Annotated in this window: 13 protein-coding genes; 2 read left to right on the top strand and 11 right to left on the bottom strand. The window is 41.8% G+C overall.

Annotation, left to right across the window (positions count from 1 at the left end; translation table 11 throughout):
* Positions 1 to 39: 39 nt before the first annotated feature.
* The 6 genes from argF to G576_RS0104490 form a co-directional block, all read right to left on the bottom strand.
* Positions 40 to 1,014, bottom strand: a complete 975-nt coding sequence (argF, locus tag G576_RS0104465) for an ornithine carbamoyltransferase (RefSeq protein WP_027973583.1) — start codon at positions 1,012 to 1,014, stop codon at positions 40 to 42.
* 21 nt (positions 1,015 to 1,035) lie between these two features.
* Entirely contained in the window at positions 1,036 to 1,854 is an 819-nt protein-coding gene (locus tag G576_RS0104470; protein WP_037618471.1) for a transporter substrate-binding domain-containing protein, read from the bottom strand.
* Between the two features lie 127 nt (positions 1,855 to 1,981).
* Positions 1,982 to 2,995, bottom strand: coding sequence for a glycosyltransferase family 2 protein (locus tag G576_RS0104475; protein ID WP_027973585.1), 1,014 nt, complete (start codon positions 2,993 to 2,995; stop codon positions 1,982 to 1,984).
* Positions 2,996 to 3,066: 71 nt separating this feature from the next.
* Positions 3,067 to 5,478 carry a glycoside hydrolase family 3 C-terminal domain-containing protein gene (locus G576_RS0104480; protein WP_211218871.1) on the bottom strand — a complete coding sequence of 804 codons (2,412 nt, stop codon included), beginning with the start codon at positions 5,476 to 5,478 and terminating at the stop codon, positions 3,067 to 3,069.
* A gap of 389 nt (positions 5,479 to 5,867) precedes the next feature.
* A complete protein-coding gene (locus G576_RS0104485; protein ID WP_027973587.1) occupies positions 5,868 to 6,347 on the bottom strand; it encodes a GtrA family protein in 480 nt (159 codons plus the stop codon).
* Between the two features lie 50 nt (positions 6,348 to 6,397).
* A complete protein-coding gene (locus G576_RS0104490) occupies positions 6,398 to 9,307 on the bottom strand; it encodes a glycoside hydrolase family 3 C-terminal domain-containing protein (RefSeq protein ID WP_027973588.1) in 2,910 nt (969 codons plus the stop codon).
* Positions 9,308 to 9,506: 199 nt separating this feature from the next.
* Between G576_RS0104490 and G576_RS0104495 the strand changes: the two genes are divergently transcribed.
* Entirely contained in the window at positions 9,507 to 10,217 is a 711-nt protein-coding gene (locus G576_RS0104495; protein ID WP_037618474.1) for a LytR/AlgR family response regulator transcription factor, read from the top strand.
* Positions 10,214 to 11,521 carry a sensor histidine kinase gene (locus tag G576_RS0104500; protein WP_027973590.1) on the top strand — a complete coding sequence of 436 codons (1,308 nt, stop codon included), beginning with the start codon at positions 10,214 to 10,216 and terminating at the stop codon, positions 11,519 to 11,521. Before G576_RS0104495 ends, G576_RS0104500 begins: the two co-directional genes overlap by 4 nt.
* Positions 11,522 to 11,656: 135 nt before the next feature.
* Here G576_RS0104500 and rpsD read toward each other — a convergent pair whose 3' ends face one another.
* The 5 genes from rpsD to G576_RS0104530 all read right to left on the bottom strand — a co-directional run bounded on the left by rpsD (position 11,657) and on the right by G576_RS0104530 (position 17,037).
* Positions 11,657 to 12,268, bottom strand: coding sequence for a 30S ribosomal protein S4 (gene rpsD / locus G576_RS0104505; RefSeq protein ID WP_027973591.1), 612 nt, complete (start codon positions 12,266 to 12,268; stop codon positions 11,657 to 11,659).
* 645 nt (positions 12,269 to 12,913) lie between these two features.
* Complete coding sequence (locus G576_RS0104515) at positions 12,914 to 13,186, bottom strand: Veg family protein (protein ID WP_027973593.1); 273 nt, start codon at positions 13,184 to 13,186, stop codon at positions 12,914 to 12,916.
* A 41-nt stretch (positions 13,187 to 13,227) separates the two neighbouring features.
* Positions 13,228 to 14,586 carry a replicative DNA helicase gene (gene dnaB, locus G576_RS0104520; RefSeq protein WP_027973594.1) on the bottom strand — a complete coding sequence of 453 codons (1,359 nt, stop codon included), beginning with the start codon at positions 14,584 to 14,586 and terminating at the stop codon, positions 13,228 to 13,230.
* 38 nt (positions 14,587 to 14,624) lie between these two features.
* Entirely contained in the window at positions 14,625 to 15,077 is a 453-nt protein-coding gene (gene rplI / locus G576_RS0104525) for a 50S ribosomal protein L9 (protein ID WP_027973595.1), read from the bottom strand.
* A 1-nt stretch (position 15,078) separates the two neighbouring features.
* Positions 15,079 to 17,037: a DHH family phosphoesterase gene (locus G576_RS0104530; RefSeq protein WP_027973596.1), complete on the bottom strand. Its 1,959-nt coding sequence runs from the start codon at positions 17,035 to 17,037 to the stop codon at positions 15,079 to 15,081.
* Positions 17,038 to 17,072 lie beyond the last annotated feature (35 nt).

The raw sequence follows: 17,072 nt of genomic DNA on the forward strand, positions 1-17,072 counted from the left end.
CACGAAGAACCCCATTTTCAAAATGAAAATGGGGTTCTTTTATGACTTGTCCATCAAGCTCCAATGTAGAATAGCCTTTATCGAATGCATCCTGTTCTCTGCTTCCTGAAAAATAATGGCGCTCTGCTCTTGAAAGACCTCGTCTGTGATTTCTAAGGATTCGTAGCCATACTTGTCAAAAATCTCCCTACCAATGCCTGTCTTAGTATTATGAAAGGCCGGCAAGCAATGAAGGACGACCACATCTGGATTTTCAGTCATGGCAAGCAATTCCTTATTGATTTGATAAGCCCAAAGCAGGTCTATTCTTTCTTTAAAGTCAACTTCTTCTCCCATGGACAACCACACATCAGTATAAAGGGCATGGGAGCCTTTAACAGCTGTGATGTCAGATGTGATTGTAATCTGACCACCCGTTTGGTGCTGCTTTGCCATTTCCACAACAGCCGGATTCGGCTGAAGACTTTCTGGTGCAACGATGGAGATGTTGACACCCAACATGGCTGCCGTCACTAGGAGAGAATTAGCAACGTTGTTGCGCCCATCGCCGATATAGGTCAGATTAAGCCCTTCAAGGTAGCCAAAATGTTCTTTCAGGGTCATGAAGTCTGCAATCATCTGTGTCGGATGCCAGTCGTCTGTCAAACCATTCCAAACAGGAACACCAGCGTGTGCAGCTAGTTCTTCCACTATATCTTGAGAAAAGCCTCGATATTCGATACCATCAAACATGCTGCCCAAAACCTTAGCCGTGTCAGCCACCGACTCTTTTTGGCCCATCTGGATTTCATTTGACCCCAGGTAAGTGACCTGCATGCCCAAATCCTGAGCAGCAACGGTAAAAGCCGCTCGAGTTCTTGTCGATGCTTTTTCAAATAGCAGAGCGATATTCAGACCTGATAGATCAGCATGTGCCTGCTTTGCTTTCTTTAAAGCCTTAAAGCGGATGCTCTCATCAATCAGAAAAAGCAAGTCTTCTTTGGTAAAATCTACCTCTTTCAGAAAATGTTTCATGTCAAAATACCATTCCTTTCATCACTCTTGCACCGAGAGATTATAATTATCTTGAATCATCTGATCAATCTCACCAGATGCAATCATCGGTTCTAGCTGCTCATTGATGGCCTCTGCCAAATCCTTGTTCCCTTTAGGTAGAATAATCCCATAGGTATCCGCATCTACTGGAGCTAATTCAATATCAGCAATCGTTAAGTCTGGATTTTTTTCAACATAGGCTTTAGCTATAGGTTCTTCAAGCATGACCGCCTTCACCTTCCCCTGCTTCAGCTCGATGACCATCTCACCAGTCTCTGGCAGAGAAACCAAGTGCGCTTCAGGAATTTGATCGGTCACAATCATTTCTTGGATACTACCTTTCTGCGCTGCTACACTTTCATCAATCAAGTGAGTCAAACTTGTCACCTTATCTTTATCCGATTTTTGGATAATTATCTTAGTTTTAGCCGTATAATATCCTTTAGAAAATTCAAAGTTTTTTTGTCTCTCCTTTGTGATTGAAATTCCTGAAATCCCGATATCTGCCTTTCCTGACTGTACAGCAACCAAGACATTATCAAAACTCATTTCCTTGAGTTCAACTTCCACACCCAGTCCCTCAGCAATCTTTTTGACCATGTCCACATCAGAGCCAACGATGGTATTCTTGCCGTCAACCAATGTCTTAAAAGCAAACGGAGCAAAGCCCGTTTCTGTTGCCACGACGAGCTTTCCGCTCTTTTGAACGGTTATCAAGCTATTGTCTTTAGTTGATTCGCTCTGCGATTGACAAGCAGCCAGAAACAGACTGAATAGGAAAACCAGTAAAATGTGAATTGATTTTTGACACTTCTTCATAGGGATACCTCTTTTGGAATTTTTATACATTTTATAGCATTTTTATCCCATTGTCAAGTATAAATATAAAAATAAAAAAAGCCACATACTCCAAGGCAGGGCTCTTATGAATCTCTTTATGTCAATCTTAGTTGAAGCCATAAATCCGCCTTACCACGCGGTAAACTCCATTTGCCACCTTACGGCTAGGGTAAACTGAAGGCTTCACCAGCTGCCCCAAAAGACCGGTACGGATTTCGCGATAAAGTTTTGGCTTGCTTTCCTTGATGTAGGCCCAAAGTTCTTGCTTTTTGGACAAATGCTCTGCCGTTCCTGCTCGATTGAGGAGGGCAGAAGAAATGGCAGTGGTGATTTCCACATGATTGAGAAGATAGGTGCGGAGCTTCTGATTATCGATGTTATCCTCATCAAATTGATTCACCAGAAGTTTATTAACCTTGAGTTGCTGATCAATGCGCTGAATCATAACCGCTTCATTGACAGATTGGTCTTCACGACCGATAAAGTAACGGTAAAAGTCTACTGGTAGGTAGTACATGCTCTTAACAGCCTGAAGTGGCGTAAAGACGAAAAGATTGTCCACATAGAAGGTGTGTTCTGGCAGGACAAAATCAACCTTACGCAAAAGCTCCGTGCGGTAGATGAGCGAGTGCATCATCATGTACTGGCCACGGCCAAAATCCCCAATCTCATCCCAACCAAAGACACGCCCTTCTGGTAAAATACCATCGTAGCGCATGCTTTTTTTACGAGAAAGCCCCTCTTTTTCATAGACAAAATTTGAGATAAAGGCATCAACAGGTGTTCCCTCCTCATTGAGGCGAGTCAAGGTCTCCAAAATTTTAAGGTAGGCACGGCTATCAACCCAGTCATCACTGTCAACAACCTTGAAGTACTGACCTTTTGCCTCACGGATACCAGTATTAACCGCTCCGCCATGTCCCTTATTTTCCTGATTAATCAAACGAACATTAGCAAATTGTGCTTCAAGCTGAGCGCCAATCTCTGCGGTGTTGTCGCTTGACCCATCATTAATAATCAAAATTTCAACCTGATCGCCCCCGATAACCAAGGAATTGACACAATAATGTAAGTACTCACTTGCATTGTAGGACGGAATGGCAATAGTTAATAACGTCATACTAAACTCCTTTGTAACCTTCTCACGCAAGAAGAAAGAAGGCGAAACATACGCCTCCTATATTATCACATTTAGACTTTTTTCGCCACTAGCGCCCTGTCAGCCTTACGTTTTTGACGAAAGGCTTTGAAGGTTTGGGACAATCCACGCCAAAAATGTCCGTTTACGATGGTCAAGATTCCCTCAACCATAGCCATATCGATGTTTCCACCCGTCATCTTGGCAAGGGCACGAAAAGGCATATTGTAAAGAAAGAGCAGGTTTAAGTCTGGTTTGCCGTTTTTCTCGGCTCTGGCTAAAAGCCTGCGCAGGATTCGAGCAACCAATCGAGCCAAACCGCTCTTGGCAAAAGCCATTTGAGATAACGCATCATTTATGCGGAGCTTTTGTCCCTTTATCCAGTTTTCTTTTGGTACCGAGCGACCTAGCAATCGGGCAAACTCTTCGTCGGGCACATTGAGGACAGAGGCTGTGTAATAGCTTGGCAAGTCAAGTTCTGGAATATTCTCTGTCGTTCCCTCTTGAGCCATTTGACCAGTTAGTCGGATATCAGACACGCTTGAACCAAGCATAATATCATAAACTCCTGCTTCAACCTCAAAACGTCTTGTCAAGGTATTGTAGTATCGAAAAGTCTTATCGTCAAAGCCAATAAAGACTTGCTGACTCTCGCCTGCCTCCAGATACACTTTGGCAAAGCCTTTGAGTTCTTTTCTAGCTCGGTAAAGGTTACTTGCGCCAGCACCGATATAGAGCTGAGCAACTTCTGATCCTGCACAATTTCCTGTATTTGTCAGGGTGAAGCGGACGCCATTTTCCAAAATGACCAAGTCGCTATAAGCGAAGTTCGTGTAGCTGAGCCCGTAGCCATAAGGGTACTTGACCGGTGTCTGAGCAGTTTCAAAATAACGGTAGCCAACATAAAGCCCTTCGCGGTAAAGTGAATAATCCCCTTGTGCTGGGTAATCAAGTGACGATGGTACATCTGAGATAGCTAGTGGGTAGGTCTCACTCAGCTTACCGCTAGGATTATAGAGACCTGTCAACACATCAAGCATCGCTCCTGCACCAGCTTGACCTGATAAGTATCCGTGAACCAAACCTTTGACCTTGACATCCCAGTTAAGGTCAACGACAGAACCAGCCGACAGAACAACAATAATTTTGTCGGTCACTTTTGATAATTCGTCTAAAAGTGTCAGCTGATTGGTAGGTAGGGAAATGTGGTGGCGATCAAGCCCCTCACTCTCGCTGATTTCATCTAGACCGAGATAGAGAAGCGTCACATCAGCTTTTTTTGACAGTTCCACTGCTTCTGAGACCAAAACTTGATTTGCCATATCGGTACGCTCATAGCCCTTGGCGACTCCAAGGACATCCAAATCATAGTCTTTGATGATATCAATCGTTTTATCTAGCTTACTTGGATTGATAAGAGAAGAACCAGCCCCTTGATAGCGCGGTTCTGAGGCAAATTCCCCAACCAAGGCCACCTTAGTTTTAGGAGAAAGAGGAAGGATATTGTCCTCATTTTTCAAAAGCACAATGCTTTCACGCGCGGCTTTTTGAGCCAAGCGGTGCTGGGCTTCCATATCAACAGTCACCTTGTCAGCTTCAGCAAGCTCAAGAATGACATCTAAAAATTCATCCACGCGCTCGTTTAGCTCCGCCTCATTGAGACGTCCAGAAGCCACCGCATCAATCAGCTCTCTCTGTCCAACTGTTCCCGTGCTTGGCATTTCCAAGTGACTACCATTTTCAACGCCTAAAACATGATTATTTGAACCGCCCCAATCTGAAACGACAAAACCATCAAACCCCCACTCATCACGTAGAATGTCGCGCAAGAGATGACGGTCTTCATTAGCATAGATGCCGTTGATTTTGTTATAAGCTGTCATGATAGACTTAGCTTGTCCTTCCTTGACCGCAATTTCAAAGCCGGTCGTATAAATTTCGCGGAAGGTACGCTCATCCACAACAGAATCTGACGACATCCGTTTAAGTTCTTGGCTGTTGGCTGCAAAGTGTTTTGGACAAGCAGCTACGCCTTGTGATTGAATGCCTCGGATCATTGCGGCAGCCATTTTACCAGCCTGATAAGGGTCTTCGCTGTAATATTCAAAGTTACGACCACACATAGGGTTGCGCTTAATATTAAGTCCAGGACCTAGAACAACATTAACACCCAATTTATTAGCCTCAGCTCCAAGTGCAGAGCCAACCTCCTCGAGCAAATCCTGGTCCCAACTATTGGCAAGGGTCGCAGCTGTCGGAAAACAAGTCGCTGGCACAGAAGCATTGAGGCCCAAATGGTCACCCGCCCCCTCCTGCTTACGAATGCCATGAGGCCCGTCTGATAGGAAGATACTAGGCACACCCTCCTCTTCAAAATCTACCGTTTCCCAAGTCGTCCGACCTGACATAAGCGCAGCCTTTTGCGCCAACGTTAATCGGTCAATAATCTCTTGATGTTTCAACATATACACACCTCGATTTTTTTCTTAACTTTATGATAGCAAAGAGGCTCAGAAAATAAAACGCTTTCTTCATAGGTTGACTGATTTTGAGCACAGATTGCAAAGCAAGATAAAGAGACTTAGACTAAAGATAAATCACCTGTCTCTCACATCACTCTGCTAGATAATATAAGCCCAAGGAGGCTCACCATGACGAGCCAAACGAGGCTTTGTGCCACTTCCACTGCGTTTAAAACTGCTCAGACCAGCCTTTATGCAATCCGAAACATTTGAAACTTCAACTCAAAACTTAGCCCTAGTATTCCACCAAGAGGTTTCTGGCATCTGACAATCTTACGGAAGTGGCAAAAAGATACTGTCTCTACAGCTTCGAGGCTCTAAGCTCCTTTTCATCATTTCATAATCACAAATTTCATCATCGGGTAGTTGATGACGACCTGAACGATAATATTAACCCAGTTAGCTAAGGTCTGCGCCCAACCAAGACCCATTCCCCAACTTTGGAAAAGTGCAGTAGTGTAAGGGGGTAAGACAATTGATAAAATTCCCGCCACCACAACGGTCAAAATGTACCAATGTAAGGTCTTTGAAATGTCATTTTCAGCCCCAAAAACCAATTTACGTTGTACGATATAGTTCACCACCTGCGCTGCCACATAGGCCAACAAGAAGGACAAAAATCCATTTAAACCACCGTTCTTAACTGGATATTGAAAAATAAACCAATTAAAGCTCTGCTTTGAAAAAGATGTAAAAAGAAAATGACTTCCTAACCAGAGCATACAAAAATTCGTAATCGTTGCCACATTTGATAACACATTAAACTTAATAAACTCCCACAAATCTGGGTGTTTGTCAATCCATTCTTTCATCTCTTTCTCCTTAAAATGAGAAAGCGTGATTTCTCACGCCTTCAAAACTTTTAAGCTACTTCGTCTTCAGCTTTTTTGCCAGTTACCTTGATAAGTCCAAGACCTGTCAAGCCAATAAGAGCAACATTTCCAGCTACAAGAGCAACAATCCACCATTTTGTTTTTGGTTTATAGATGTCAAAGGCTGCAGAATGAGCAACTGTGTAGAGGATATTTTTAGAAGCACGACGAAGAGCTGTCACACCTTCTTCTGTACCTGTTGAAACTGCTGTTGGCATATCTCCAAGGGTTGACAACATGAGGTCACCTCCGTTGCGAATGGCTTGGTCTGGACTCATGTACTCTTGACCGTCATAGTCTGTGATGACCATACCATGGAAGCCCCATTCTTTACGAAGCACTGTGTCAAGAAGGTCTTTATTACCACCAGCCCAAAGAGTTCCGATACGGTTAAATGATGACATGATAGCTGTCGCGCCACCTTCTTTGACGGGAATCTCAAAGGCTTTCAGGTAAATTTCACGTATAGCTTGCTCGTTAGACCAAGTGGCAACACCTTCACGGTTATCTTCTTGGTCATTAAGGGCAAAGTGTTTGGTAAAGGTATAAACCCCATTTTCCAAGGCTTTAGCTACAAGAGCGCTAGCCATTTTACCAGAAATAAGAGGGTCTTCTGAGTAATACTCAAAGTTACGTCCTGAGAATGGTGAACGGTGAATGTTTACAGCTGGTGCATACAGACCAACGATACCGTGTGCCAAAGCTTCTTTAGCAAAGGCATCTCCCATTTTTTCAGCAAGATCGGTGTTCCAAGTAGAAGCAACCACAACTTCTGAGTTATATTGAATACCTTTAATACCTTGGAAGATACCGTTGATACCAGCAGGTCCATCAAGATCAACCACTGCAGGTTTATCAATTGACTTAACAGCACCAGTCGCATAGCCACCAAATCCAATCAATTTGGTCATCTCATCAACAGACATTTGAGCAACCAATTTGTCCCAACGTTCGTCATCGTAGTCAGCACCGACAAGGTCAACCAAACGAAGGTTATTGTCTTTCGTCGCTACGTTATTAACTGGAGTTTCTGAGTTTTCGTCAATACGGAAGTTTTTATTATCGATTTCTTCAGCGACTTGTGCGCTTGCTTCTTGGTCTTTGGTACGTTCAGTTTGTTCAGTACCTGCCCAGTCGTTACGGCTGAGGTATTTAATCTCACCAATAGCATATTCAAAAGCATTAGTTACTTCAGCTTTATCAGAGCTACGTTGTTTACGGACTTCTTTTGAAGCAACTGTGTAAGTTTCTGAATCAATCACGTCGTGGGCATTGTTCATGAGTTTGATTTCATATTTTCCTGCATCAAGCACATAAGCTTTTTCAGTTTTGTAATCGTATGAAGCCAAATCATCACGGTCAAAGGCAATGGTCAGGTTGTCGCTTTGACCTGGTTCTAGGGTTTTAGTTTTGTCAAAACCAGCTAAAACAACATGAGATTTTTCAATTCCACCAGCTGTATATGGTGCTGTGTAGTAGATTTGAGCAACATCCTTACCAGCGACATCACCGGTATTGGTTACTTTAACAGTAACTTCAATCTTATCGCCAGCCTCTTTCATGCTAGTGATTTCTTTATCGAAGTTTGTATAGCTAAGTCCATATCCAAATGGGTATTGGACAGCCTTGTCGTAAGCAGCTTCGTCCATTTTGCCAGTAGCATTATCTACAAAGCGGGTTTCGTAGTAACGGTATCCAAGGTAAATACCTTCTTGGTAATTAACAAATTTGTAGTTAAATGTTTGTGGTTCTTTAGCACCCCAAGGCGTTTTTTCATAGCTAATATTAGTATAGGAGAAGTCACCGGTATTCCAATAGGTTGGATTTGAGGTCATGTCGTAAGCGTAAGTATCCACCAAACGACCTGATGGGTTAACTTCACCAGAAAGGATTTTCGCTACTCCATTAAGACCTGTTGATCCTGGTCCACCAATCCAAAGAGCTGCATCTACACCTGCATCTTCTAGGAAGCCTAACTCCATGGCATTTGACGAGTTAACTAAGACAACAACCTTGTCGAAGTTTTCAGTCACAGTCTTCAACATGTCTTTTTCAACATCCTGAAGCTCAAGATAGTGCTTATCTTTATCACCTTGTTGGTATTCCGCCATGTTTTGTGGAAGGTCTGCACCCTCACCACCATTACGAGAAATAACAACCACTGCGGTATCTGAGAACGCTTTGGCATTTTTCAGCAAATCTTCTGAATACTTATCCTTAGCTGGCTCGTAAATATTATAGTCACCACCATTGAGCGAGAAGATATTTCCTCCTTCTTTTTTAGGAAGATTTTCTTTATAAAAATCTGTCAATTCTGAATTGACTTCAAAACCAACACTTTCAAGACCTTGTTGCAAGTTTACATTTTTTGATTCATCTGCCGCACCTGAACCAGAGCCACCGTAAGTCACAGCCACTGATGAAATACCAAAGATATTGACTTTTGATGATTTTTTAAGTGGTAAGGTTTGGTCTTTATTTTCAAGCAGAACTGTTCCTTCTTCTTGGATCTCAGTTACCAAGTCTTTTGACACTTTTTCTGCGTCAGCAATTTTTCCATCGTCTGCATAAGATGGCGCAAAGTAAGTATCAACAACATTGACAAACATATTAAGGGCGTAGTTAGCTCCAATGACCACAAGCCCAAGAAGAGATAATAGGGTAAAACCAATTTTTTTCTTCTTACCTTTGAGTGATTTGTTTTTGATGATGCGGTAAACAGCAAAAGCTAGAAGCGCAACGATGGCTACAATAGCGCAAATCATTGTCGTCTTAACAATGCTTGCCGCATCCCAAGATTGGTATGAATCAGCATAATCAGATGCTGAAACTGGTGTGAAAACCGAACCTGCTGCCACAACTGCTGTAAGAGCTGTTTTAGCGTGTTTTCTTGTTCTCATGTGTGTTCCTCCTAAAATTTTCTTTTTTGAGAAGCGCTTACACAGACAATTTACCACCTCAACAAAAAAATGAAAACCCTTACTTCACATTCTGTCTTTTTCACTTCATAACCTGTCAATTCCTTTTAAATTTTGCTATACTAGACAGGCAAACCATCCCTTTATTCTTATCCACTTGCTAGAAAGGAAGTCCTATCAGATGCTGAAAATTGCCATTGTTGAAGATCAAAAAAACGAGCAGGAGCGCCTTGCTTCCTATCTTAACACATCTTGTACATCACGAAACATTCCTCTCAAAATCGACTTTTTCAATGACGGCATCCACATCACCAGTGACTACCAACCTAAATATGATGTCATTTATCTTGATGTGGAAATGGCAGTGCTAGATGGCATGTCTGCTGCTAAAAAGATACGTGAGCTAGACAAAGATGTCTTGATTGTCTTTGTGACCAATCATTCTGGTGTCGCTATCCAAGGCTATTCTGTCGAAGCTATTGACTTCCTCCTCAAGCCACTAACACAATTCATTTTTGAAGAACATTTCAAAAAAATCTTGAGAAAACTCCCTAGCCACGAAGAAAAAGTTATCTTTATCAAAAGCAAGGGGCAAACCATCAAAGTCAAGCAGGATGACATCCTCTACGTTGAAAATCAAGGTCACCACGTCTATATTCACACTAAGAAAAAGACCATCTCTACCCTTAACTCCATGAAAAATATGGAGCAACTTCTAGATCAGAAGTCATTCTTTCGTTCAAACAACCACTACATCGTCAACTTGGCCCACATCGAGAAAGTTGACGGTAGCCTAGCCTATATCAGTGGTGAAAAGCTTCAAATCAGTCGCCCCAGAAAAAAAGCCTTCATGGAGGCTCTAACCAACTACATTGGAGATGAGATTCTATGATTTTCCCAGACATTCCAAGACTCTACACAGCCCTTGCCGAAGCTGGTGCTGTCCTTATCATCAGCCTCCCTCACCTAAAAAAAGAAAGTTTCTCTCTCCAAATTGCTTTAAAAGCCCTCCTCGTTCTTCTCGGACAAGCCGGGTTGCAGCTATTAGCGGGAAAACTACCACTTTACCTCTGGCTTCCAGGCATGTTCGTCAACATTACTTGGATGTATTTCAGTTTTCACCTACTTGGCACCAGTTTTAAGCTCAGCTTCTACCTTACCGCCAAAGCTTTTGTTGCTGCAGAACTGGTGGCCGCCTTCAGTTGGCATCTCTACTGCCTTCTAGCTCTTGGAGTGGGAAAAGCGGTGCTAGGAGCTGAAATCATTTTTATGAGTTTGGCCTACCTGATAAGCTTTACAAGTCTGGCAATCCTTGAAAAAAATGCTGACAGCACCGATACGGAGCGTATGATTGGCAGAAAAGAAATTCTCATCGCTAGCTTTACAGCCCTGTCAATCTTTCTCTTCAGTAATATCGGATTTCTTTTATCTGACACACCCCTTGGATTTAAGGATTCTAGCAATGTTTTCATTCTCAGAAGCATGATGAATTTGTCTGGTCTCTTGATTTTATTGACTCAGGAATCCTACAGGCGAGACGAGTACCTCCGACAAGAACTCCTTGCCATGCAAAATGCCTTTCAACTTCAGTACAATCAGTACCGTGCCTATCGTGAAAATAGTGATATTATCAGTCGTAAAGTCCATGACCTAAAGCACCAGATTCAAATCATCAAAGGCGAAGAAAATCATGAAAAACGTGCCGGCTACCTCCGCGATATGGAAATTAGCATCAGAGAATTTGAATCAAAGGTTGACACTGGAAACCCCGTACTTGACACCATTATTTCTCAAAAGAGTCGCTACTGTTTACAGCATGACATCACCTTCACCTGTTTAGTTCAAGGGCAAATCCTCAATCACATGGATGCAATGGACCTCTCCTCTCTCTTTGGAAATGCCCTTGACAATGCCATCGAAGCTGTCGAGAAGATTAACAATCCAGAGCAACGCCTTATTTCCCTAAAAGTAAGTAATCGTGGACAGTTTGCCATTATCAAACTCGACAATTACGACTTATCCGAACTAACCATCCATGAAAACAATCTCCCTCAAACATCAAAGAAAGATAAAACAAACCACGGCATAGGCCTCAAGAGTATTCAATACATCTGCCAAAAATACCATGGGCACATGACTTTCACCAAAGAAGATAACTGGGTCAAACTCAAAATCATCCTACCCATCATGATCTAAAAACCAGCCCCAAAAGCTGGTTTTCCTATACTTAAATGGTATAACAGCAAAAAGGGGAGCAAACCCAGAAATCAACATTTTAAGACAAAGCAAAAAGCCCACGGTTGTAGGCTTTCTGTAAGATAAATCTTAAAATTAAAGCATTTTGTTGTAGAACTCAACAACAAGGGCTTCGTTGATTTCTGGGTTGATTTCGTCGCGTTCTGGAAGACGAGTAAGTGCTCCTTCAAGTTTTTCAGCATCAAACGATACGAATGCTGGACGACCAACGATAGCTTCAACAGCTTCAAGGATTGCTGGAACTTTAGCTGATTTTTCGCGAACTGAGATCACTTGACCAACTTCAACGCGGTATGAAGGGATATCAACGCGTTTGCCGTCAACAAGAATGTGACCGTGGTTTACAAATTGACGCGCTTGACGACGAGTCGTTGCCAAACCAAGACGGTAAACTATGTTATCCAAACGACGCTCAAGAAGTACCATAAAGTTGAAACCGACTGTACCAGATTTGATTTTAGTAGCTTGTACGAACAAGTTACGGAATTGTTTTTCACCCAAACCGTATGAAAAACGCAATTTTTGTTTCTCAGCCAATTGCAAACCGTACTCAGAAAGTTTTGAACGGTTGTTTGGGCCGTGTTGACCTGGTACGTAGTTACGACGTGCCAATTCTTTACCTGTGCCTGTCAATGACAAACCAAGGCGACGAGCTTGTTTCCATGATGGACCTGTATAACGTGACATTTATAATGTCCTCCTCTAAATATTTTCTCAGAAATAGCAGAGCTATCTCTCAATTTTGAGGAAATAATCTTTTAAGCAAACCTGATTCGTGCAGGAGATCTTCATCGAAACAGCAACGATTACTCTTCTTGCTGACCTTCTGTTGACGAGCTTCATTTTGCTTTGCTATTATTTCACACAAACTTTAATATATCACACACAACAAAAAATGTAAAGCCTTTTTACTGCTAATTTTCAGTTATCAGACCAAACTAACACTTATTTCCTGCTAGAACCTTAAATTAAATGAAAATGGCACACGTATAGGAAGTCAAAACTATTTTTCACTTTTCCCTCCAGAAGCTTTAACTTTTTGAAGACTTTCTTCCAGCTTATCAGCATAAGGACCGAGTAATAGAACTTACGCCCAAATGTCTTTCCAATATCGCTAGTCAAACCGCTGGAACTATCACTATAACCATCTCCCCATTCCCATAGATCCAACCAAAAACATCCTTATAAAATTTCCAACTTGCTTCTAGCTAGTAACTGAAAAGTCTTAAGTAGATAATCTGATGTGGTAGTTTTCTCATGTTAAAGGCCTCACTTTTAGAATGTTACATCACACCGAGACTATAAAAAGGACTTATAAAGCCCCTCCATCAATTAATCTAAATAACGAATTAAAGTCTTCTCTGTCAAAATATCGGAGTACGTATAAGATTCAACAGTGGTGTTATTGATAGCTCCAGGAATATCAGTATTATCAGTAAATTCCACAATAAAAAGCGATTGATAAACTTCCGTCAAACGCCCAATACGGTTACGTTCACGTTTACGCCCGTTTTCAAGAGTCAACTCAACCAACTGACCCTCGTGATTTTTAATCTCTTCTTTGATTTTTTTCATTTTTGCTACATCAGCAAATGCGTCACTCATAGTTTCTCTCTTTCTTTCATTAAAAGCTTATACAGCTTCTGTTATTGTTCATTAAAATGTGCGATGGTAGAAAATTTATTATACTCTTTTTGGAAAAGAAGTTTAACCGTACCACGCGCACCGGCACGGTTTTTCTCAAGGATAACCTCGATGGTATTATCCTCAATAGCATCTTCTTGATCGTCACCCTCACGACGATAGTAATCATCTCGGTACAAGAAAGCAACAATATCCGCATCTTGCTCGATAGAGCCTGACTCACGAATATCGGACAATACCGGCCGCTTATCCTGACGTTGCTCAACACCACGAGACAGCTGACTAAGAGCTATTACAGGTACGCGCAGCTCTTTTGCCAAAATTTTCAGCTGACGAGAAATGTCAGATACCTCTTGTTGTCGGTTTTCTGGACGAGTTCCCGTAATCAGTTGCAAATAATCAATGACAATAAGACCTAATCCACCTGTCTCCTGAGCCAATTTACGTGAGCGAGCACGAATTTCAGTAATTTTAATCCCAGGAGTGTCATCAATATAGATTGGTGCTTCAGCTAAGACGCCTTGAGCCATGGTGACATTCTGCCAATCTTGATCAGTCAATTGCCCTGTCCTAAGCGAATGAGAGTCAACCATACCTTCTGCCGCTAACATACGATCAACTAGACTCTCAGCTCCCATCTCGAGAGAGAAAACTGCCACAGGTTTTTGTTGCTTAGTCCCAACATTTTGAGCAATATTAAGCACAAAGGCAGTCTTTCCGACTGCAGGACGAGCGGCTAAAATAACCAGCTGATCAGGGTGTAAACCTGTTGTCAACTTATCTAAGTCGCGAAAACCAGTTGGTAAACCAGTGACATCTGATGTTTGATGAGAACGCGCCTCCAAATTTTCATAGTTGACTTTTAGGACATCAGAAATCTTTCGGAAACCAGTGCTGTTATTACGCTCATTGATGTCAACTAAAGCCCGCTCAGCACTGGCAATAATATCCTCAGAAGGATTGCTACCATCATAAGCCTGATTGACAGTCTCTGTCAAGCGACTGATAATATGACGTAGCATGGACTTTTCAGCCACAATCTGAGCGTAGTATTCTGCATTGGCAGATGTTGGAACACTATTAACTAGCTCCACCAAATAAGAAATCCCACCAATATTTTGCAAATCCCCCTGGCTATCCAGCATAGCTCGCACAGTGGTTGCATCAATAGCATCATTGCGATCATTCAAGGCAATCATGGCCTTAAAAATGACCTTGTGCGCATACTTATAAAAGTCTTCAGGTTCAATGTATTCACGCACCGAAATCAATTTATCAGGCGTAATGAAAATGGAACCTAAAACCGACTGCTCAGCCAGCAAATCTTGTGGCTGAACTCGCAATTCTTGGACTTCTGACAAAATCTGCCTCCTTTACATAGTGTCACCTTCTTGTCAATCTAAACTTCCTTGACCTGTAATTTGATTTGTCCCTGAACTTCTTTATGGAGTTTAACAGGAACTTCAATCAAACCGATGGCACGGATTGGATGATCTAACTCAATATGACGTTTATCAACTTTTAGCCCAAATTGTTTTTGCAACTCTTCTGCAATTTTTTTAGCGGTTATGGAGCCAAAGGTACGACCATCTGGACCTACTTTTTCAGTGAAGATTACACGACGATCCTCTTTTTCCAATTCAGCTTTCAAAGTCTTAGCCTCAGCCAAAATCTCTGCTGCATGCTTAGCCTCTGACTTCTGCTTACCTGTCAACTCTCCTATAGCCTGACTTGTCGCTTCTTTGGCAAGATTTTTCTTGATTAAAAAATTCTGTGCGTATCCAGTAGGAACTTCTTTAATCTCGCCCTTTTTCCCTTTACCTTTAACATCCTGTAAAAAAATGACCTTCATACTAATCCCCCTCTAATTCTTCTTGTATTTTTTCTTTAAGCAATAGCAGAGCTTCTGATACCGTTTGATTTTCGAGCTGACAAGCAGCTAGATTAAAGTGACCGCCTCCACCCAACTCTTCCATCACGCGTTGCACGTTGATTTTACTGCGACTACGAGCAGAGATTGAAACATTCCCTTGACTGTTTCTTGTGACAACAAAAGCTGCTTCAATTCCTGCCATATCAAGCAAAGTATCGGCCGCCTTACTAGAAATAACATTACTATAAGTTCTATCTTCAGATCCACTAGCAATAATAATGCCTTCCCAAAGTTTCTCTCCGCGTAAAATCAATTCATTGATAATACGATATTCATCAAAATCTATGGCAGAGATATTATGAATTTCCACACTATCACTACCCAAAGTTCTTAAATAAGATCCAACATCAAAGGTTCTGCTAGTCACCCGAGTTGAAAAATTCTTGGTATCAAGCATGATACCTGCCATAAGCACACTGGCCTGAAGTTTACTCAACTTAACAGAAGCATTCTGAAATTGTATCAACTCTGTCACCAACTCACTGGCAGAGCTGGCACCACTCTCAACAAATGACAATACTGCATTTTTTGGGAAGTCCTCATCTCGACGATGGTGATCAACAACGACAACTTCTGTAAACCTATTGTAAACTTCCCTTGACAAGCTCAAAGCCGTCTTAGAGTGGTCAACCATAATCAATAAGGACTGATCGGTAATTTGGGCTAAAGCTTCATTGACAGTGATTAAATGAGTATTTCCATCAGCTTTAAGGCGCTCAACTGCACGGGCAATATCTGGTGACATCTGCTGATCATCATAGATAGCATAAGTATTCGAGATGATATTTGAAGCAAAAAACTCCATACCAACTGCTGCTCCCAGAGCATCCATGTCAAGATTACGGTGCCCCATGACAAATACCTGATCTACCATTTTTATCCTATCAGAAATAGCTGTCATCATAGCTCTCGTACGGGTTCGGGAACGTTTCACAGTTGAAATAGTGCCACCACCGAAGTAAATAAAGTCTTTATGCTCATCATTTTCTTTAACGACAACCTGATCGCCACCACGTACCAGAGCCATATTGAGATTTTTCTGAGCAATTGACCCAATTTCATCATGCTTGCCATCACCATAGGAAACCCCCATGCTCATTGTCAGAGGCAAATTGAGCTCTCTAGCTTCTTGCCTAAATTCTTCCAAAATGGCAAATTTTGAATCCATAAGTTGATTGAGCACTGCATAATCCGTGAAGAAATAAAAACGATCCATGTCAACACGGCGATAAAAAATGTTATAGCGCTGTGTAAATTCCGCTACAAATTTGACAATCAGACTATTCAGGCGAGAAACCTCAGCATCTGCTAAATTTTCTGTAGCATCATCGTAGTTGTCAATAGAGATAATCCCAATAACAGGACTAGTGTCTGATACTGCTTCACCGATACGACTTTCAGACAGATTATCATAAAAATAGAGCATGCCCATTGTAAAATCGACCGTCAGGCTATACTTTTTACCATTTATCTCACGAATCGTTATTGGACTCTCTTTGTGTTCGGTCAGGATTTCAATCACTAACGGCACATTGAAATCTCCTTCCTGATCTGCAAAAATCAACTCCGCATAAGGATTGAACCACTCGACTGACCACAGGTTCGGAGAGAACTTAATAACCCCCACAGGCATGGTATCCAAAAGCTGTTTGAGACTCTGTTCAGTCTCCTCATTGAGGCGCTCAATTCTTTCTAAATCAGACTCCTCATATGCTTTTTTCTGATAAAATAGCAGAGCAGATACGATGACAGAAACAGCGAAAAAGACAAGAATTCTCCCCGTATCATCAACAGCCAGACGAAGACTAGCCGCCAAAATTCCAAAGAGAATCAATCCAACCAAAATCAAATGAATAGCAGCCAAACGAAATTTTTTCATCTTAAACCTCTTAATGCCCCATTATAACACAAACC

It is taken from the genome of Streptococcus porci DSM 23759, assembly GCF_000423765.1.
GTDB lineage: Bacteria > Bacillota > Bacilli > Lactobacillales > Streptococcaceae > Streptococcus > Streptococcus porci.